We start from the raw sequence: 20,812 nt of genomic DNA, 5'->3' as shown, positions 1-20,812 counted from the left end.
TTAACTACGTTAACTATATAGATAAAGGGCAGAAAGGATGGATAGCCATGGCGCTCAAGAAAGCAAAGATTATCGTTCATAAGGGCAGTAAGACCGAGAACGTCGATGTGATGTTTAACCCTGGCGAATATACGATCGATACATCCAATGAATATTCTTGGAATAAAGTGCCGGGACTGTCCATGCCGATCGCCCAATTCGTGAGCGGAGGGACGACGACGCTTTCCATGGATATCTTTTTTGATACCTATGAGAAAGGGACTGACGTTCGTCTGCTGACGAAGAAGATTTCGGGATTGTTAGATATCGAAAAGGAAATTCATGCGCCGCCGCTTGTGCGATTCGTATGGGGCTCGCTGGATTTTAAAGGCGTCGTGGTAGGTGTGAATCAGCATTTCACGATGTTTTTGGACTCTGGCATTCCAGTTCGCGCGAAGCTGAAGGTGACCTTCAAGTCCACCCTGAGCAAAAAAGATCAATTAAAACAAATACCAAGACACTCGGCTGACCGAACGAAGCTGAAAATGTTAAGTCAAGGCGAGCAATTGTGGTCCTTGGCGGCCAACGAGTACGAAGATCCGACGCTGTGGCGGGAAATCGCCAAAGCCAATGGGATTGACAATCCGATGAAAGTTGCCACGGGACGCCGCATTTCAGTCCCAAGGCTGGACTAAGCCCATGGCCCTACAACTAGAAACGTCCACTTTTACATATGATGATTTAGCTGAAAAATATAAAGATTTTTACGCACCGATGTATCTGATTAAGGTAGATGGCTCGAAAATTGATGACACGATTACCATCGACATGATGCGTGTGGAATCATCCATTGACGGTACGGCAGATTCTTTTGCTTTTCGAGTTGCCGATGCCTATGACATCACAAAAAACGATTTTAAATATTTAACGACCTTTACCTTGGGGACAACCATTGATATCGGTTTAGGGTATGTAGATAAGTTTACGGATGTTTTTTCAGGTCAAATTACATCCATTGAGGTTGAATTTCCAGAAAACGGAGCGCCTGGACTCGTCATTCGAGGGATGGATCATTCTTATTTGATGATGAAAGGGATGAAGTCACGTTCTTGGAATAAGGTTAAATACAGCGATGTTGTCACGAAAATTGCCAAGGAATACGGACTTACCACGCATGTTGATGCAACAACGACAGAGCTCCCTGTGCTCGCCCAAAGTCAATGTAATGACTATCATTTCATTCAGAACTTAGCGAACCTTGTGAACTACGATTTCTTCGTTGTCGGGAAGCATTTATATTTCCGAAAACCGCTAACTGCCATGTCAGCCGTTCTAACCTTGGAAATGGGGAAAACACTTCGTTCTGTGAGTATAGATATGAATTTGGCTGATCAAATTACAGGCGTCTCTGTTAAAGCTTGGGACAATAAAGAGCTCAAGGTTATCGAGGGCGAGTCGACAAGTGTGACCAAGTTAGGCTCCAACTCGAAGACAGGCAAAGATATTCTGAGTGCCAAGGGAACGTACGTCGAGCAGATGTTCACGAATGTACTTTCGGTTGAGGAAGCCAAGAGCTACGCTAATGCGATTCTCAATCGCCGCGCTATGAAGCTGGTCAGCGGAACCGCAGAGTGCATAGGAATTCCAGAGATTCGGGCGGGTCGCTATATTAAGCTTAGTGGAATCGGCAAAAAATTCGATCAGACCTACTACATAACAGGTGCAACTCATATTTTGGATGCAACGGATGGCTATATTACTCGTTTTCAACTGGGAGGGAATGCAGTCTAATGTTCAAGACTCCCGATTTCAATATAGGCGGTATGTCGGATTTCACGAGTCAGAAAATTGGCGGAGTCATGATCGGCGTTGTGACGAATAACAATGATCCCGATAAATTGGGGCGTGTGAAACTCAAACTTCCCATGCAAAATACGGAAACCGAGACCGATTGGGTACGGATCGCAACGTTTATGGGCGGCAATGACATGGGCAGTCTGTTCATTCCAGAGGTGAATGATGAGGTGTTGGTTGCCTTTCATTTGGGTGAATTGCGCATGCCTATCGTGATCGGGATGTTATGGAATCCGAAACAGAAGCCGCCAGCGCCTGCAGATAAAAATGATTTGCGCATGATTAAATCGCGATCTGGTCATACCCTTTCTTTTAATGATAAAAGCGGAGATGAAAGCATCACGATTAAGACCAAGAAGGGTCAAATCGTTGAAATGAAAGATAAAGACGGTTCCATCTCCATCGCGGATGCCAGCGGCAATAATAAGATGTTGATTAAAGGCGGCTCAGCCAACGAAATTTCGATTGTGAGCCAGACGTCGAAGATTACCTTAAATGCCAAAGGCGAGGTCAGCATTGAAAGTACGAAGGAAATCAAGATTAAATCCACGCAGCTTAGTATCGAAGCATCCGCCACAATGGCACTCAAAGCGGGAGCTACGCTTGATATCAAGTCAGATGGCATCATTAACATCAAAGGCAGCATGGTGAAAATTAATTAACAAAGGGGCGTGACGTGATGTCGGAAGCATTTTTGGGACGAGGCTGGAAGTTCCCGATACAGGTTGACCCTGCAACGGGGCGTATCCGAATGTCCGAGTTTGAAGAAGACATCGCGGAAGCAATCCGTGTCATTCTAGGAACAACGCAAGGAGAGCGCGTCATGCGTCCATCCTTCGGGTGCGGGATCCAGGAATTCATTTTTGACACGACGGATGATACCACGCTTCATTTGCTCCAAACGAATATTGAGGAAGCTATACGCAACTGGGAGCCACGGGTTCATGAAGTGGAGGTCAAGGCGATTCCAGAAGCCCACGATCCAGCCAAAGTGATGATTCACATTTCGTATACAGTTCGCTCGACGAATAACTTATTTAATCAGGTTTATCCGTTCTACTTATTCGAAGGCTCCAAATAGAAAGAGGCTGCGGACACGATGATGACATGTGCAGAGAGGGGGTGTAGCTGTGCAACCTCCCAAAATTGATCCCCGAGAAATATCCGATTTGATTGCGCAAATGAGAGAGTTGGCGCCGTATTATACGCCAGAGTGGCGGTTCACGCCAGACAATCCGGATCCAGGGTCGGCGTTATTTCTGATGTTTGCCGATATGTTTCATGACAATATCAAACGATTGAATCGCGTGCCGACGAAAAATCTGATTGCGTTTCTCAATATGTTCGATGTCACGCTGCTGCCGGCAAGACCAGCCAGTAGTTACCTGACTTTTGTGTTAAATGAAGGTACAAAGGAATCGGTGTTTATTTCGGCTGGCACCCAAGTTGCAGCGGCCATGGAAGAGACGATTCTTTATGAAACGGCTCGCAGTGTGCTGCTGACGCCTGCGTTGCTAACTAGTGTCTACGTCACGAGCCGCAAACAGGATATTATCGTTCGGATCGCGGATGACTTCGTTGAGGCGAGCCGTCAAGGACTTCCAGCGCCGAAGCAGTTGTTCGCTTTGCAGGAGGGCAACAATATACAAGCACATGCCTTGTATGTGGAGCACAGCGCTCTTTTCACCGTGACACATCCTGCTCAGATCGAGATCGAATTCCGTAATTCGACTCGGCGGTTTGAAGAATTTGCGATGTCGAGCCAGTTAAGCGATCCAGATCTGACCGAATGGCTGTATGGCACCCAAGAGGGGTGGAAGCCGTTCGATCATGTCGAGGCCAAAGGCAACCGCGTTATACTGCAGAAGCTTACGCGCGAGGAGCTAGTGCTCAAAGAAGTAAACGGGCTAGAAGGGCATTGGATTCAATGCCGCTTGAAGCCTCACTCAGCGGAACGCAAAACGCTTGCGGAGAGCCGATTGTCAATGGATCATATCTCGGTGAAAACCGACTATATCGATACGCTGGACACGGGCGGAATTCAGCCTGATCAGATGTTTTATAACGATGTCGATGCAGATCCGTCTGGCTTTTATCCATTTGGCGACCAGTTTGCGTTATACGGTTCTTTCTACATTGGCAGTAACGAAGTGTTCACGAAAACGGATGGCGATATTAAGCTAAGCTTCGGATTGCAAGCGATTGAGAATCGTTTTGGGGCGGAATTGACCGATCAAGTTGATTGGAAAATGGTTATGAAGAAAACCAAGTTCGAGAAGCCGCCCGTCGTTCACGTGACCGTGGGGCAGGTCGCTTGGGAATATTGGAATGGTACGACTTGGGTAAGGCTCGATGTGGGGAAAGAGGCAGACAAGCTGTTCTACTACCCGCTGGAGCAGAAGGTGCGCAAGGAGATTCAGTTCCGCTGTCCAGCCGATTTACAACCGACCTATGTGAATGGGAACGAGAACCGGTGGATCAGGGCAAGGATTCTACAAATCGAGAACGCTTATGTAGCGCAAGCTCTCTATTTATCGCCGTGGATTGATGAGGTATCGCTTACGTATCAGTTCGAAGATCGTTTATATCAAGCAGATCGCTGCTTGGCTTTCAATAATACCGTCTACGAGGATCGGACGAAACACAGCCGTGGGCTGGCAGGCGGTTTTGAACCGTTTCAGCCATTGGAAGGGGCGCATCCTGCTTTATGTATCTCATTTGATACGGCGCCTGTGAAAGGACCCATCTCTCTCTTCATTTCTGTGAAACAGCAACGTTTCTCCGAGCATGATGTGCCTTTATTAGAGTGGGAATATTTACGTACGGGTGCAGTCCCAGGGAGTGCGCCAGAATGGGCAGCGCTCAAAGTGATCGATGAAACGAACGGCCTGACTCAGAGCGGGACGGTGCAATTCGTGGGTCCTTCGGATTTTGCAGCCGCATCGGTGTTCGGTCAACATGGCTATTGGATCCGTGCGAGTAATCGCGACGACCTCTACGATCACGTGAGTGGACATGTGGTTATTCCGATGATTCAAGGGCTCTTCATGAATACGGTTCATGTCCTCCAGCAGGAGACGATTACGGCGGAAATTCCGCTTGTCAAAGGATTGGAAGAGCTGGAGTACCAACTGTCCAGACAGGGGATCGTTTCTGAAGAAGTGTGGGTGGATGAGACAGATTTCGTGACGGAAGAGGAAATTTCTGAATACGAGCAATCTGGCGTTCCGCTCATGGATATTCGCCGCGATTCCGAAGGCAACGTCATGCAGGTATGGGTACGTTGGACTGCGGTTCGTGATTTCACAGAGTCGGGTTCTAGAGACCGGCATTATGTCATTGATCGTACATTCGGACGCATTCGCGTGGGGGATGGCGTACAAGGCTTGCACCCGCCGAAGGGCGGACTTGAACAATTAAAAGTGACTTATCAGGTGACATCTGGTCAAATTGGCAATGTTCCTGCGCGTCACATTAATGGGATGCAGGATTCGATTGCTTTTGTCGGCGAGGTGTACAACCCTGAGCCTGCATCTGGGGGCTGCGAAGCCGAAAAGATCGAGTCTGCGCTGGAACGCGGTCCGGAACTGTTGAAACACCGCAATCGTGCAGTGTCATCGAAGGACTATGAGTGGCTGGCAAGGGAAGCGTATCCGAACATTGCGAAGGTCACGTGTATTCCGAATCGGAACGCGTACATGCAGAAAGAAATCGGCTCGATGACGCTCGTCATTTTACCGAAAGAAGGACAGCAAGGCAGCTCCACGTTCCCTGAGTTGAAGAAGCAGGTCGAACGCTTTATTCTCGGACGTGCTTCGAGTCTAGTTGCATTCCCAGAACGACTGCAAGTCATTGAACCTGTGTACATGGAAATTTCGGTATCCGCGACCGTGGCTGTCGAGGGCATGGATGCCGTCGTGATGACGGAGATTCAGGCAATTGAGAAGCTGACGCGCTTCCTTGACCCCCTAACGGGTAACTTCGACTCGAAAGGCTGGGCGATTGGTCAACCAATTCATCCGTCCGTTTTCTATGCTTTATTGAAATCCATTCGCACGATCAGCCATGTGGAGAAGCTCTACATGACGGTCTTCAAAATTGAAGATGGCGTACGCGTCGAATTGGATGTCAATCGTCTGCCATCCCTGCCGCATGGCATCATTGTGAGCGGGAAGCACAAGGTTGTTGTGAACGTATTGTAAGCTTTCGGGTGGCAAGTGGTGCTACAAGTAGAATTAGGCGGAAAAATTGACTAATTCGGGAGAAAGAGTGGCGCTGCAGGAAGAGTTAGGCGGAAAAATCGACTAATTCAGGAGAAAGAGTGGCGCTGCAGGTAGAGTTAGGCGGAAAAATCGACTAATTCGGGAGAAAGAGTGGCGCTGCAGGTAGAGTTAGGCGGAAAAATCGACTAATTCGGGTGAAAGAGTGGCGCTACGGGTAGAGTTAGACGGAAAAATCGACTAATTCAGGAGAAAGAGTGGCGCTGCAGGTAGAGTTAGGCGGAAAAATCGACTAATTCGGGAGAAAGAGTGGCGCTGCAGGTAGAGTTAGGCGGAAAAATCGACTAATTCGGGTGAAAGAGTGGCGCTACGGGTAGAGTTAGACGGAAAAATCGACTAATTCGGGTGAAAGAGTGGCGCTACGGGTAGAGTTAGACGGAAAAATCGACTAATTCGAGTGAGAGAGTAGCGCCGCTCGTACAGGTAGTCGAAAAAACAAAGGAGGTGAGCACAATTGCTGCCTATACCGAATTTAGATGATCGCATGTTCGAACAGATGGTCATGGAAGCGCGGAAGTCGATTCCGAAGCTATTCCCTGAGTGGACAGACGAAAACGCGCATGATCCTGGCATTACCTTGTTGGAACTGATGTCCTGGGTAACAGAGATGCAACAATATTACTTGAACCGTGTAACTGAGCGCAGTGAGCGCAAGTTCTTGAAGCTGCTGGGCATTCGTCCGCAGGATGCTGTATCTGCCGCTTGCGAGGTAACTTTCACGGGTAATGAGGGGCAGCTTGTGCTCCCCAAAGGGACACCGCTTCTCGCGATGGATTTGAGGTTTGAGACGCAGAGTACGGTGCAGCTGGTGCCTGCGACATTAGAGAAGGTGCTCGTCCGAACGGAAACGGCAGCAGCGAACTATACGTCCAACAATCAGGCGAAAATTGCGTTTTACGCTTTCGGCGCAGAGGCGCGCAAAGGGGCGCATTTGTATCTCGGTTTTGATCGTGCACTGCCAGTGGACACGGAGATTTCGATTTATTTTAACTTATTTGATCGCTACCCCGTAAAGGTTAATCCGCTACTCGATAAAACAGATCCATTGGTCTCATCGGCTAAAGTGGCATGGTCGTTCGCTGGCGCGGGGAAAGAAGAGCAGACCGAGAGCTGGCTGCCGATTGAAACGCACAGTGATACGACGGTGCATTTGTCCCAGAGCGGCGAGCTAAAATTCTCCATCACCTCCGACATGAAGCCGATGTCTTTGTATCCAGCCGATGACCGCAGTCGGTACTGGATCTGCTGCACATTGGAAGAAGATGGATATGAACTGGCTCCCAAAATTGAAAAAATCACGCTCAATACCGTACGCGCTGTGGAGCAGGAAACGCTTAGCGAAGTCCGCGCTTTCAACAGCACGGGCGAGCCGAATCAGCGCTATGAGCTGATTTCGCATCTCGCGTATACAGGCCTGCACACCGTGCAGGTGCTGGATGAGCAAGGGCGTTGGCGCGACTGGCACGTCGTAGCTAGCCTAAAGGCTTGCGGACCTGACGATCTCTGCTGCGAGCTGCAGCAGGATTCGGTCCGCCGAGTGACCCGTCTGCGCTTCGGCGACGGGGAGCACGGAAGCATCCCGCCGCAAGGCGCGAAGCGGGTGCGATTCATTGCCTATACGGCCGATTTCGACTATGGCCGCTGGGTTGGCAACAGCAAAGGTCTGCCTGGGCAGACCTTCGAGATCTCCCGCGGCCGCGCGTTCAAGCCTAGCAGCATGCTGCTGCAAGTGGGCTATCGGCCGCGTGGTGAAGACAGCTTCGTCTGGGACGATTGGACGGCGGTCGATGACTTCGATAACTCGAAGTCCACAGACCGCCACTACGTCTACGACGCCGCTGCAGGCACGATCCGCTTCGGGAATAACGAAGCGGGGCTGGTGCCGCGCAAGTCCGGGGAACCGAACATTCGGTTCCTGGCCTTGCAGGCGGGCGGCGGCGTACGAGGCAACGTCAAGGACGGCCTCGTGACGGGCTTTGGCTTTGCGGCTGCGCCAGGCATGAGCGTGACGAACCCGTTCGCGGCGCGAGGCGGCCGCGAGGCGGAAACGCTCGCGCAGGCGAAGCTGCGCGTGCAGCGCGAGCTGGCGGCACCGACGCGTGCGGTGACCGCCGAGGACTACGAGGCGATCGCGAAGGCGGCGCCAGGGCTTCGCGTCGCGCGGGTGAAAGCCATCCCGCTGTATAAGCCGGGGATGCGGGACTTTCCGCGGGTCACGGCACCGGCGCAGATGACCGTGGTGGTCGTGCCCTACAGCGAGAGCGATAAGCCTCGGGCAGGGAAGGGCTTCCTGCAGACGATTAAGCAGCATCTGGATCGGCATCGTCTGTTGACGACCGAGCTGCATGTGATTCCAGCAGCATATATCAAAATCACGGTCCATGCGGTCGTCGTCATGGAGCCGAAGTATAAGAACGAGCAGCGCCGCATCGTGCTGGAGCTCAAACGCTTGCTTGCGCCCATGGATCATGGGCAGGGCGAAGAGGGTTGGCGTTTCGGGCGGACGGTGTACAAGGGCGATATCTACGGTGTGATTTCGCGGATCAAAGGTGTCGTGTACGTGCAGGACATTTGGCTGGACGCCGAAGGCACCGGGTTCCATAAAGATGGCGCAGGGGATATACATATCCCGCCTTATGCCCTGGTTTACTCTGGGGATCACGAGGTCGAGACGATCAGTCTGACAGATTTGTAGGGTTTAATTTCTTGGGAAATGAGGTGACGAACGATGGGGGATGGTCAAACGTTTTTTTCGCTCAATAAACCGATGGATTGGGAGCAAGGGTACGATGCGAATATTCATATGGATGAGCATGGCTTTTCGATTGCACAGACCGAGAAGTACAGCATTCATCGCATCGTTCGCACGGATGAGCTGGAAGGAATTCCTCCGATTCAAGATATGACGGTGGGGCCTGGGCGGAAGCTGATTCTTTTGGACGAGTCGGCGAATGTGTGGGTGTATGATGATGAAAGTCGCCATAGAGAGCTGCTGTTTCGCCGCGGTCATGAGTTGTTCAGTCCGGGGGCGCAGCTTGCTTCGATGGGTGATCTTCTGATCATTGCCGATGCCAGCGAGGGGATTGAGAGAAGACTTGCGCTCTATTCCATTTCAAATGGTCAGACGATGTGGGCGACACAGGAGTGGGAGGGACTCAGTCTGTATCCGCTCTCGGTGAATGCGAAGCTCAAAACCGTCAATACGCTGTACATCACCGTTCCCTTGGATATTACGGTTGGTATGAATGGAAGTCCCGAAGTCCCGAAGGACGGCAGGATTGGCATTATACAGTGGAATTCGGCAGGTGAAGTCACTAGGGTATTCGAGCATGAAGCACTGCGAATGACAGAGGCGACGCCAATAAGTAAACTGCAAGGACGCTACTACACAGCTGCTGCGGACGGTACGTTAGCTTTGCTGGATACGCAGCTTCGGACTGTGTCTGTGTTCCACGAAGATGGAAGAGAGCCATTGCATTTTCCATTGGAGCAAGAAGGGCGATTTGCAGGAATTTCCATTGATACGAATCATAATCTCTATATTGGGGACAGCGGTTATGCGCAGCAAGAGGGCGTGACCGAGCGTTTCATTTTAAAATATCGCGGCAATGGCGAATCCCTGGATAAGGTGACTGGCTTCCGTGGTCGTACAGATAAATTAGTGCAGGATGGGCGCAACCGCCTGTATGTGTTTGATCGCATGAGCGGTCAGATCTCCTTGCTGGACCTGCGGTCTCGCACGATGCTGCTAGAGGATACGCAGCTGCCTGAGGCCGTGTACTTCTCTTCCGAGCTGGATACGACCGAGACGGAGACAGTCTGGCACAAAATACGACTGGAAGCGGACATTCCGGAAGAGACGCAGATTCGCTTTTCCTATTTTGCCTCGGATGAAAGTGAAGGGGAGATTGATGGGCATTATCTCAATTATTCTAGCTATTTCACAGATCCTAGTATCACGGCCAGAGAGAAGCTTCGAGCGACGCGAGACCTCTGGTCGGAGCCGATTCTGAATCCGAAGGATGCGCTGTTGATGAATGCACAGGGGCGGTATCTGTGGTTCAAAATCGAACTCGTTGGCAGCGAGCAAACATCGCCGTTTATTCGCAAGCTGAGAGTGTATTACCCTCGGACCTCGCTGATCTCCTATTTGCCGCCGATGTACCAGCAGGATGAGGAGCACAGTCCTTTCCTGGAGCGGTTCCTCGCGATGTTCAGTACGTTTTTTGACGATATGGAGGATAAAATCGATCGGATTTCCGCTCATTTTGACCCAGATGCAGTGTCGGGGACGTATTTGGAATGGCTAGGTGGTTGGCTGGCGATTACCGAGCATGAGGCTTGGGGTGAGCGGAAGCTCCGAGAGCTGATTAAGCGGGCGCCAGAGCTTTATAAATTGAGGGGCACGCGAGAAGGCTTAATCCGTATGCTTCAGATTTACACGGGGTCCGAACCGTTCGTCCTGGAATATTTCCAGTTCAAGATGATGCAGGAGACTTCGGAACTGCGGAAGCTTTTTGCCCAATTATATGGGGATAATCCTTACACGTTCTGTGTGCTGCTGAAGCCGGAATCGGTCCGAACGGACGCGCAGCGGTTAATTATTGAACATATCATTGAAGATCAGAAGCCTGCTTACACGGAAGGCAAATTGATTGTGCTGCAGCCTTGGATGTACGCGGATATGCATACCTACCTGGGTATTAATACGTATTTATCAGAGCCAACCTTATTAACCCTCGATCAGCGGTCATCGATGCCTTACAATACGGTGCTGATTGATGTAGATCGTGATAAACGCATGGATATTCATACGCGCTTGGGACTAGATTCCGAAATCGAATAAATGGTAGAGAAGGTGAGGGTATCCTTATGAAAAAATCACGTTATTACCCGTTTGAACGCAATCGGTATTTCTATGGGAAGCTGCTGACGGTCAGAGATTTTGAGTCGGAGCAAAAATATTTCAATGATAAACGCCGCATGATGAACCGACTTCTGCATGGATCTGGCGTTTTGACTGGTTTGCAGGTCGTAGCGGTGGATGAGAAATCGGTCTCCGTCGAAATGGGAGCAGCGATTGATGCTCTTGGACGGGAGATTGTCGTGCCGTCTCCAATGACGATGAAGCTGTCCATGATGGATGGATTCAGCAATAACCAGTACGCGAAGAACGTCTACCTCTGCATTGCTTATGATGAAAAGGAAAAAGAACCCGTACACGCCGTTGCGAATTCTTCCATCCGTTCGGATGAAATTAATGACTATAACCGTGTGCTGGAAAGCTACCGGCTCTTCATTCGCGAGGATGCACCGGACCCAGCTTCGTTGCCATTAGCCAACTTGACGGATCAGACGATCGTCCTATATCAAGACAAACATATTCGCGTTCTGCAAACGACGCCTCGTTATGTGAATCCAGGGCAGTTGTTTGAGATGAAGCTGCGTTTTGAGAAAACGTTAAAGGTAGGCCGCGTGTCCTTCCAATATGAGCTGGATGCTACGCGGGTAGAGGCGATCAATGGAAAGCGAATCGTTTTCCAAGAGCCGCAGGATAGCCAAGAGAGCGAGTATGAAATGACGGTTCTCCTGCGTGCGGACAGCACAGCTAATGTGAAGGCAACCGTTGGTGTTCTAGCGGATGGAGCGGCATTAATGGTGGACGACAAGCAGTTGGAGCTGCAGGTGCAGTCTGTTGGTGAGATTCAGATCGTGTCGGAAGCGGTGAAAGAGCGCTTGATGTCTGACTTCGTGAAGCAATCCTTGGAGGCTTCGCTTGAGGCACCGTCAGAACCTTGTGTCTATCTCGCTAAAATTTGTTTAATTCAAGTAGGACCTACGTATGTCATCGAGAGTGTTGAGCAAGTTCCATTCGATGAGTATGTTTATAATACATCGGTGATGTATAAGCTTAGTCAGGCTAGCCAGTATCGGGAGGAAACTTCGGGTCAATTCGTGACCAAATCGAAGGTGAAAACGTTGGCTCCTGGGCAAAAGCCTGAGTTAAACGTGAATTACAACCATGCGATCAGCGAGCTGAGCTTCGATCTCGGCATTCCAGCGGGCGGCGGCACGGGGCTTGCGGGTATCGTGAGCGGCTATGTGGATATTCCGATTGAGCCATTCACGAAGATTGCGGTTTCGCCTTTCGGGCGCGCAACGAAAAGCTTTTATTCTGGCGAGATCGTACACGGTCTGGGCGAGGGTAATGTGCTGATTATCACGAGCCTGGAGGAGCGCAGCGGGGATGCGTTCTCGGATATGTTGGCGGCGGGCGATCGCGTGTACGGCGGGGCTGCTGCTGAGGTGTTCAAAGGCAGCGAGTTTGAACCGGATGCGCCGGAAGTGAAGATCGGCACAATCGCTTATCCGCAGAAGGGTACCTTCCGCATCGGCGTGAAGGTGCAGCAAACGAACGAGCCGAGCAATGTACGTGTGCGTTGGTGGGCGTATAGCGCCGAGATGGCGAGTGCGGCGAGTGGCAGCAGCGTTGGAGGTGCCAGCGGAGACTCGCTGGATGAGGCGCTGTCCGCGATGCGGGAAGCGGCTTCGGCGGGAAGCGACGCGGAGTAAGGGTCAAACAAATAAGACCGTCCTGAACAAGTGGATTTGTTCGGGACGGTCTTCGTTTTGTGCAGTCTACTTTAATGCATCTTGGACTAGCTTGTTGTTGATGAAAGCTTTAACATCCACTGTTTTTTTAATAAATCCATTAGACAGTAACAAATCAGCCGTCTCTTGTTGTGCTTTTATCGTTTTATCCGTATAAGCCTGAAGGTCTACAGATGAGTTCGTTAAGAGTGTTTTCATGGTATCAACAGGGACCTTCTTCTGCTCAGAGAACAGCTTAGCGGCATCATCCTGGTTGTCTTTCATCCATGCTGCTGCTTTTTTATATTGCTTGAGATAGGTTGTGACAAGGTTAGGGTGCTTGGTTAAGAAATCATTTTGCGCGATTAACGATACGGGAGAAAGGATACCTTCCTTATCCCAAGCGATGGATTTCGCCTTGCCACTGCCAAGTTGAATCGTGATATTGGGATCCCATGCCACCCAAGCATCCAACTGACCACTCGTGAAGGCTGCAGCAGCATCGTCTGGTTGAAGATTGACGATTTCGACGCTATTCGGCTGCAAGCCGTGAGCACTTAATAATTTAAGCAGGTAAACGTGTGCTGTCGTACCTTTGGCTAGCGCCACCTTTTTCCCTTTCAAATCTTCAACACTCTTAATCGGGCTATTGGCAGGGACTATTAGAGCATTGCTGCGTGCCCCTTCAGAGGTTAATCCAATGATTTGGAAAGGCAAGCCAGAGGATAGCCCGCTAAGTGTGGCGCCATCGCCTAAGAAAGATACGTCAACGCGACCCGCAACAAGGGCTTCGAGCAGCGGTGGACCACTTGGGAACTCGCTCCACACGATCTCGGCATTCTCTGCCTTGAAAGCTTCTTGCAACCAGCCTTTTTCTTTTAAAACAGTGAGAGGACTAATGCCGCCATTAATGGCTACATTGACTTTTATCGGATCTTTGGCTGGAGCGGAAGCGTTCTTCGTATCGCTTTTATTCGATGCGCAACCTGCAAGCACGGTTAGTGATAGAAATGCTGCAGTGACGAGAAGCATTGGTTTGTGGGATAGAAATTTTGACATGGCGAAATCCTCCTAAGAATTTAAAATGGCACATCTCCGACGATGGATACACGTTCAACAACCCGACGATTCGGGAAATAATCGGAAACGGCGTAATGCTGCGTCGCACGGTTATCCCAGAAGGCGATGGTGTCCTTTTCCCAATGCAGACGAACCTGGTATTCAGGAAGATGCGCCTGTGCGAAGAGGTAGGTGAGCAATTTCTCACTCTCATCTGGCTCTAAGCCAACAATGCGGATCGTGAAGGCGGCGTTGACGTATAAGGTTTTGCGTCCTGTTTCAGGATGAGTGCGAACGACGGGATGCTCGGCGGCAGGCAATTCAATCTGTTTGGCTGCCAATACATCTGGAGCAAGTCTGCGTCCGAAGGACGGTGTGAAATCATGAATGGCTGTAAGTCCATCGATTTTCGTTTTGATTTCATCGGGTAGGTTGTCATAAGCGGCCGCCATATCGGCCCATATCGTATCGCCGCCAAATGGGGGCACTTCCACTAACCGCAGCACGGCACCAAGTGCAGGATTCAGGCGCCACGATACATCGGAGTGCCAAATATTTTCCATCCCCGCAACTTTCTCATCCTTAGCGAATCTTGTAATCTCTTCCACATTTCCTTGCGGTAAGAAGGGATGTGTCTCCAAATCGCCCCACTGCTTAGCAAAGTCAATATGTTGCTCGCTTGTGATGGCTTGATTGCGGAAAAATAACACTTTCCACTCCAATAGCGCTCGATTGAGTTCCTCCTTCAACTCTGGACGAAGTGGTTGACTGAGATCAACACCATCAATTTCTGCTCCGATCAGCGGCCCATGCGGCTTTACTTGAAATAAGGTATAGGGTTGTGATGGAGCACCTTCGGGTAAACGTTGTAACGTTCTTGCTCCATGGCGAAGGTTTCGTTTCGGTAAATAATCACGGGATACATAGTCAACAGTTGTCGTCATCGTTCATCTCTCCTTTGGGTGGGTGAAATTGGAAATAACAAAAAGAGACTCAACACAAGGAGGATTTCCTTGCATTGAATCTCTGGCGGTCCAGTCGATTCTGCGCATTTTCATACTGACTAACAGGCCTGTTAGTTTGTCATGAGCAGATCTTACCAATCCCGAGTTCTTTTGTCAACATTAGTTTTCCGAAGCGCAGTGCCATTTCCATGTCAGCAACCTGCAGGGGAGCGAAGCCCCTTAACGACATGAGGGAAATATTCTGCATCAGCGTTAAAAACAAAGTCGTTAAGACCACAGAGTCTTCTTGCCGAATGAGTCCTTCACGTTGTCCTTGCTCAATGATCTCCGTGAGAATAACTAGATTGCTTCGAGCTTTTTCACCCATTTTCGCGATGGCTTCCTGTGGGAGAAGATCGGTTGCTTGCGCTTGTAGAATAACTAGGTAAATCTCAGCAGTACGATCAGAAAGCATGTATTTGCTCAATAGGAGCCGCAACTTTTCCAAGGCGTTCGTAGGGAGATCTCTTGTGGAGAGGAGAAATTTCTCGTAGAGTGACTGCCCATCATCTATTATTTTAAGGAGAATCTCTTCCTTGGATGCAAAATAGTTATAAATATGGCCGTGGCTGAGCCCAGCTTCTTCGGCAATGTCTTGAATCTTCGTCAGCAGTCCTCTTCTAGCAAATACGTGCTGTGCAGCCTCTAAAATTTGTGCTGTTCGTTCTTCACGATTCTGCTGATCCTTTTTAATATTCCTTGGCATGTGAACCTCCTCTATGTTGGTTGTTGGTATTCAACTATTGTACAAAGGATAAAGAAAATTATCCACATATTTCCGATAAATTTACTGAGATATTGACAAGGGAGAAGGTACGGTGTTACGATACCGATCATACAGACTGACTATGCAGTCATTATGAACGATTTTTATACGAAATGAATCGACTAGACGACTAGAGATTCAGCAGAAGCAGCCGTTGCCTTACAAGCAGCAGGTTGCCGATGTTGGTCTCTTTTTTTAATTAGGTGAAAAGGATGTGAACGGCATGAGCATGGCGCTACTGACCATTGAATCATTGGATAAAACGTTTCATTCACAAGTGCGAGACACCCATGTGCTGGACGATATTCATCTGTACATTCAAAAAGGCGAGTTTGTTACCATAATTGGACCCAGCGGATGCGGAAAAAGTACTTTGCTTAAAATTATTGCAGGATTAGACACGGATTATGCGGGAGTGGTTTCCTTAAGCGGTGAAGCCATTGAGAAGCCGTCCAAAGACAAAGGTTTCATTTTCCAAGAACATCGATTATTTCCTTGGCTAACGGTTGAGCAGAACATTGCCGCGGAGCTTTCCTTGAAGGATCCAGAGGTTCGAAAACATGTCGATGACTTCATTCAGTTAGTCAAGCTTCAAGGTTTTGAGAAGTCTTATCCCAAACAGCTCTCTGGCGGTATGTCGCAACGGGTAGCCATTGCTAGAGCCTTGCTGCGTAAGCCAAAGGTGCTATTACTGGATGAACCGTTCGGTGCTTTGGATGCGTTCACTCGATCGCACATGCAGGAAGCACTGCTCGAGATCTGGCAAAATCATCAGACAACCATGGTGTTCGTGACCCATGATATTGATGAAGCCCTCTTTTTATCCAATCGCGTAATTGTTATGGAGGCTAAGCCTGGTAGAATAAAAGCGAATATTACAATTGATTTGCCATATCCGCGAAAGCGTTCAGGTCGTTCCTTCCAAGAGCTTCGGGCAAAGCTAGTGGGTTTGCTAGAACATGAGACGCCTGATGAGGAAGAATGGCAAATTTAGAATCCTGTTTAAACAAGGAAGGTGATGTGAATGAGTCGATCTGTCAATACCCTGTCAACACCTGCAGTTAACGCACGCCAGGGGGCCAAGACTAAAAAATCGCTTAAAGCGCAGTCCAAAGCATCCTCAATTGCGATCTTTAGAGGCTTTCTTTTACCCATAGTTGTTATTGCAGTTTGGCAATTGTTAAGCGGCACGGAGGTGATTAATCCTAGACTATTTCCTTCGCCACTCTATATTCTGGAGACATTCGTATCGATGCTGGCATCTGGCGAATTGCTCCATCATTTGAGAATAAGTGTGGTTCGCGCGTCATTGGGTTTTCTCATCGGTGGATCCAGCGGTCTTCTCATTGGGCTGCTTGTAGGGATGTTTCGTCGTGCAGAGGATTATCTCAATCCTACTGTTCAAATGTTAAGAACCATCCCGCTTTTGGCAATCACACCGCTTTTCATTCTATGGTTCGGCTTTGGTGAGCTGTCTAAGGTTTTGTTAATTTCAATGGGGGCATTCTTTCCCCTTTATGTAAATACATTTCTCGGCGTGAGGAATGTGGATATCAAGCTTTTTGATGTGGCGAGGGTACTCGAATTTAATCGACTTCAGCAGGTGACGAAACTGATTCTGCCTGCGGCATTACCGAATGTGTTGTTGGGGATAAGGCTATCCCTCAGCGTTGCCTGGTTAGTCCTAGTTGTTGCGGAGTTAATGGGAGCTGATGCTGGCGTTGGTTATCTAATTCAAGATGCGCGTTCCTTTATGCGAACAGAGGTAGTGTTTCTCGGAATTGTCATTTTCGCAGCGGTTGGCAAGTTGTCGGATTCCCTTGTTCGTTTGTTGGAAAGTCGTCTTTTACGCTGGCAGGACAGTTATCGCGGATAATGAGGCCTGAATGAGCTCGTTTGAAAAGGACATATATTTCCATATATAATGAATCTGGAACCTAAACCAATAAAGCGAGGCGATTCCCATTATGGAAACCAATCAAGTAAGAGTTACGGTAGAAGCAACAGTACAAGCACCCGTTGATCGTGTATGGGCCTATTGGACAGAGCCTGCACATATTACAAAATGGAACCAAGCATCCGAAGATTGGCACGCGCCTTTTGCCGAGAATGATCTCCAAGTTGGCGGGAAATTCATTACGCGCATGGAAGCCAAAGATGGCAGTTTCGGATTCGATTTCGGCGGCGTTTATGATGAAGTGAAGCACCACGAAGTGATTGCTTATACGATTGGCGATGGCCGCAAAGTGAATATTACGTTTCATTCGGAAGGCAACGCAACGAAGATTGTTGAAACATTTGATGCGGAAACGATGAATCCTGTTGAGATGCAGCAAGCTGGTTGGCAGGCGATTTTGGACAATTTTAAAAAGTATGCGGAAAGCTTGAATGGTTAGGACTCGCATGATGCAATAACATAATTAATACGTTAAGTCGCACTGACTTCGATGAATGTGTTCATTCTTGAGGTGGTGCTATTTTTTTGTCTTGACATTTAGAAAAAAATGGAAGAATGTAGAGGGGAAGGGTGTACTTGTGTACTTTCCTCTATGGGTGTTTGGATCTTACATTCAGGTATAATCCCTGCGAAAGGACGAGTGAGATGAAAGAGAGACAGACGCAAAAATCCCTTAAAGTATTTTTGTTCATATCACTGATGATGACGTTCAATGCTGCGATTCAAATATTCGTAAATATGTACGAAGGTAGGCCTTATTGGCTGATCGGATTGCTGTTTTTGCCAATTCCAGTCTTTATTTTTACGGCGATTATGATTTCTCTTGACTTAGTGAAGCAGGATTATGTGACTCTACGCGGGCGTTTAGTAGCTAAGAAGGGTGCCAAAATAATTCTGAGGCCTCAACTGGGAGAGGTAAGGAAGTTCCGAATTGGAGCAGATCAGATGCAGGAAATAAATGAAAATGATGAAATTGAATTAACATATTTTAAGAGGACGAAGGCCGTGGTAAGTATAGGGAATCTCAATAGGGGTGAGGGGTTTGGAGGGGGTTGTTAATGGTATGAAACAAAGAATAAATACTCTAAATAACTTATTACTTGTATTGTTGTTAACTTCTATAACCATTGGAATCCTATGGATTGGAATTACCTTCAAGTTGTTTGGTCGCTTGGCTAATGGCTGCAGCAATTTTTGTTTCTTCCGTTTATAAAAATCTCTACATCGGATTTTGATGAGTTTGGAGAAAGTCCTTAATAGATATGTTTGGCATATAGCAGAAAATTATCGCGGCAGGAGGAGCAATGAAAAGGATACTCTTTATTCTATTATTTACTATTGTAACGGGATGTTCGGTGAAACACGAAGCGACCATTTCTCCAGCAGAATCTCTTTCGCCAGCAAGCACTAAGGCAGAGACTGCTACTTTGAAGCCGTCAGAAGCCCCAGAGATTACCATGGAGAAAAAGGCTGAAAACATTAAAATGACTATGGATGATGCAGTAGCGCTAATCAAATCTAAGTTAGACCCTGAAGTACTAAGAATCTCAAATATTCGAGAAGATGGAATAGATCATGAAGGCAAGTATTTAATAAGGCAATCAAGTCAGGCAACGACAGTGGTGATTGAATGGTACCATGTTGATCCAGTTTCTCAAGCAATTTCTTGTGAAATCCTAAAAGATAGTTGTTTTGTAAAGCATAGTGCACAACCCATCCCAGAGGTTAACAAACAATTAAATAAAAAGCAAAAATCAGCATTAGATATGGCTAAGAATTTTGCAAAAGTAAACCATACGAAATTAGGGTATGTTCCAGATATCACATATATAGAATTACGAAGTGAGACAAAAAACACGTACACCTTTCAAATTTATAACATGGGATCAGGTAAAACAGACACGATTGATTGGTTAACTGTTAATGTTGAAAACAATACAGTAACGTCCATGTTTTATAAAGAAATGAATAAATCAATTCAGAAACCTTCCTACGATCGTGCTCTATATTCTGATGTTATTAACAATGGAATTGATAAAATACTAGTGCTTCCCGAAGTTCAAGCAAAACTGAATGAGAATATATATAGCTTGTTGATTGAAGAGAGGAAGGATTCTAAAAAATTCATTAGTCTTACCCTTCAAGCTGGAACGGACACGTTAGAAGATTTTCAATTTAAGATATACGATGATGGAACAATTATGCGATGGTACAGTGAAGCGAGGTCGTTTCTTGATTTGAAATAAATGTAACTGGTGAGTAGAAGAATGATCAACAGCTTTGGTTGGAGTATGAAGGTGGCAATATCAAGCTTGATGCGTTGCAAATTGGGAGGGGGAAGTCTTGTATGAAATTATTATTAGAAAAACTCAAATTAAAATTGATTTTTATTTATTCCAAAATTAATGCTTTTATATTAACGATTATGGTATTGGGCATTATTGAAATAGGTGTTTATTTTGATCTCTTAATCTCAATGATGGGTCTTCTTGCTCCAGAACTTGCTCCAATATTAATAGTTATTTTTATATGGATTCTTTACAAAGGAATTAAAAGACTATATGAAAATAGTAAAAATCATAAATATTTCTTCATTTGAAGGTCACAAGAGGAATATCGAGAAAGACTTTTTGGACCGGGGTTTTAAAATCTTTTCTAATTGCGATTGGGGTAATTTTCATTGCGGCGATCATCATGAGCTCAATGAAATAGCAAAATAAATGGGTTTTATAATTAATAGTCAACAATCATTCTATAAAGCCAGGAGTGAGCTTATGGACTTATCCATTTATCTACAAGACTTTAAAGAACAGCAAAATCCAAGCTTTGAAGAGATCCAGCTATGGATTCAGGAGATTGAGAAAGCGCCGCGGTTAATTAAAAGCAGTGTAGTCGATCTTCAAGACGAACAGTTAGATAAGTCATACCGTGAGGGCGGTTGGACGATTAGGCAAATTGTTCATCATATGGCGGATAGTAATCTCAATGCTTACTGGAGATTTAAGCGTACGTTGACAGAGGAAAGTCCGTTAATACCATCGTATAATCAAAATAAATTAGCTGAATTGGTTGATTACAAAGAACCGATTGATGAATCTGTGCAGCTGATCGAAATCATATATGCACGATTTTTGATTTTGCTGCGAAAGATGGAACCAAGCGATTACAAGAGAACGATGAATAGTGAGTACTTCGGCGTGATGAGTTTGGAGAAGGCCCTGCAAAGATATGTGTGGCATGATCGTCATCATTTGGCGCAGATTGAATTAGCGAAAGTGAATGGTTGTTGATAAAAAAAGCCCTGGCCTAGCGCCAAGGCTTT

18 protein-coding genes are annotated in these 20,812 nt (G+C 47.5%); 15 read left to right on the top strand and 3 right to left on the bottom strand.

Annotated features, from left to right (window positions below):
- Window positions 1-47 precede the first annotated feature (47 nt).
- The 8 genes from MJB10_RS23795 to MJB10_RS23760 all read left to right on the top strand — a co-directional run bounded on the left by MJB10_RS23795 (window position 48) and on the right by MJB10_RS23760 (window position 12,686).
- Window positions 48-674, top strand: a complete 627-nt coding sequence (locus tag MJB10_RS23795; protein ID WP_314799335.1) for a CIS tube protein — start codon at window positions 48-50, stop codon at window positions 672-674.
- A 4-nt stretch (window positions 675-678) separates the two neighbouring features.
- Window positions 679-1,770, top strand: coding sequence for a phage late control D family protein (locus MJB10_RS23790; RefSeq protein ID WP_314799334.1), 1,092 nt, complete (start codon window positions 679-681; stop codon window positions 1,768-1,770).
- Window positions 1,770-2,495: a phage baseplate assembly protein V gene (locus MJB10_RS23785; RefSeq protein WP_314799331.1), complete on the top strand. Its 726-nt coding sequence runs from the start codon at window positions 1,770-1,772 to the stop codon at window positions 2,493-2,495. Before MJB10_RS23790 ends, MJB10_RS23785 begins: the two co-directional genes overlap by 1 nt.
- Window positions 2,496-2,512: 17 nt before the next feature.
- Window positions 2,513-2,914: a GPW/gp25 family protein gene (locus tag MJB10_RS23780; protein ID WP_314799329.1), complete on the top strand. Its 402-nt coding sequence runs from the start codon at window positions 2,513-2,515 to the stop codon at window positions 2,912-2,914.
- A gap of 49 nt (window positions 2,915-2,963) precedes the next feature.
- Window positions 2,964-6,035: a baseplate J/gp47 family protein gene (locus MJB10_RS23775; RefSeq protein WP_314799326.1), complete on the top strand. Its 3,072-nt coding sequence runs from the start codon at window positions 2,964-2,966 to the stop codon at window positions 6,033-6,035.
- A gap of 532 nt (window positions 6,036-6,567) precedes the next feature.
- Entirely contained in the window at window positions 6,568-8,808 is a 2,241-nt protein-coding gene (locus MJB10_RS23770; RefSeq protein WP_314799323.1) for a putative baseplate assembly protein, read from the top strand.
- A 33-nt stretch (window positions 8,809-8,841) separates the two neighbouring features.
- Window positions 8,842-10,959, top strand: coding sequence for a phage tail protein (locus MJB10_RS23765; RefSeq protein WP_314799320.1), 2,118 nt, complete (start codon window positions 8,842-8,844; stop codon window positions 10,957-10,959).
- 26 nt (window positions 10,960-10,985) lie between these two features.
- A complete protein-coding gene (locus tag MJB10_RS23760) occupies window positions 10,986-12,686 on the top strand; it encodes a hypothetical protein (RefSeq protein WP_314799317.1) in 1,701 nt (566 codons plus the stop codon).
- Window positions 12,687-12,752: 66 nt separating this feature from the next.
- On the opposite strand, the gene MJB10_RS23755 is transcribed toward MJB10_RS23760, so the two are convergent.
- The 3 genes from MJB10_RS23755 to MJB10_RS23745 all read right to left on the bottom strand — a co-directional run bounded on the left by MJB10_RS23755 (window position 12,753) and on the right by MJB10_RS23745 (window position 15,473).
- Complete coding sequence (locus MJB10_RS23755) at window positions 12,753-13,763, bottom strand: aliphatic sulfonate ABC transporter substrate-binding protein (RefSeq protein WP_314799315.1); 1,011 nt, start codon at window positions 13,761-13,763, stop codon at window positions 12,753-12,755.
- 20 nt (window positions 13,764-13,783) lie between these two features.
- On the bottom strand, window positions 13,784-14,707 hold the full coding sequence (locus MJB10_RS23750) for a TauD/TfdA dioxygenase family protein (RefSeq protein ID WP_314799313.1): 924 nt from the start codon (window positions 14,705-14,707) through the stop codon (window positions 13,784-13,786).
- 139 nt (window positions 14,708-14,846) lie between these two features.
- On the bottom strand, window positions 14,847-15,473 hold the full coding sequence (locus MJB10_RS23745) for a TetR/AcrR family transcriptional regulator (protein ID WP_314799311.1): 627 nt from the start codon (window positions 15,471-15,473) through the stop codon (window positions 14,847-14,849).
- A 283-nt stretch (window positions 15,474-15,756) separates the two neighbouring features.
- Between MJB10_RS23745 and MJB10_RS23740 the strand changes: the two genes are divergently transcribed.
- From MJB10_RS23740 to MJB10_RS23710, 7 genes are all read left to right on the top strand, one after another.
- Complete coding sequence (locus MJB10_RS23740) at window positions 15,757-16,527, top strand: ABC transporter ATP-binding protein (RefSeq protein WP_314799308.1); 771 nt, start codon at window positions 15,757-15,759, stop codon at window positions 16,525-16,527.
- Between the two features lie 30 nt (window positions 16,528-16,557).
- Entirely contained in the window at window positions 16,558-17,409 is an 852-nt protein-coding gene (locus MJB10_RS23735) for an ABC transporter permease (RefSeq protein WP_314799305.1), read from the top strand.
- A 91-nt stretch (window positions 17,410-17,500) separates the two neighbouring features.
- Window positions 17,501-17,929 (top strand): SRPBCC family protein, encoded by a 429-nt coding sequence (locus tag MJB10_RS23730; protein ID WP_314799302.1) that lies wholly within the window; start codon window positions 17,501-17,503, stop codon window positions 17,927-17,929.
- Between the two features lie 206 nt (window positions 17,930-18,135).
- Window positions 18,136-18,549: a hypothetical protein gene (locus MJB10_RS23725; RefSeq protein WP_314799299.1), complete on the top strand. Its 414-nt coding sequence runs from the start codon at window positions 18,136-18,138 to the stop codon at window positions 18,547-18,549.
- 245 nt (window positions 18,550-18,794) lie between these two features.
- On the top strand, window positions 18,795-19,736 hold the full coding sequence (locus tag MJB10_RS23720; RefSeq protein ID WP_314799296.1) for a hypothetical protein: 942 nt from the start codon (window positions 18,795-18,797) through the stop codon (window positions 19,734-19,736).
- 101 nt (window positions 19,737-19,837) lie between these two features.
- Window positions 19,838-20,089: a hypothetical protein gene (locus tag MJB10_RS23715; RefSeq protein ID WP_314799294.1), complete on the top strand. Its 252-nt coding sequence runs from the start codon at window positions 19,838-19,840 to the stop codon at window positions 20,087-20,089.
- Window positions 20,090-20,264: 175 nt separating this feature from the next.
- Window positions 20,265-20,780, top strand: coding sequence for a YfiT family bacillithiol transferase (locus MJB10_RS23710; protein WP_314799291.1), 516 nt, complete (start codon window positions 20,265-20,267; stop codon window positions 20,778-20,780).
- The last annotated feature ends 32 nt before the right edge of the window (window positions 20,781-20,812 follow it).

It is taken from the genome of Paenibacillus sp. MBLB1832, assembly GCF_032271945.1.
Taxonomy (GTDB): domain Bacteria; phylum Bacillota; class Bacilli; order Paenibacillales; family NBRC-103111; genus Paenibacillus_E; species Paenibacillus_E roseopurpureus.
The sequence above is the reverse complement of the archived record's forward strand: the minus strand, read 5'-3'. Positions and strand labels throughout refer to the sequence as shown.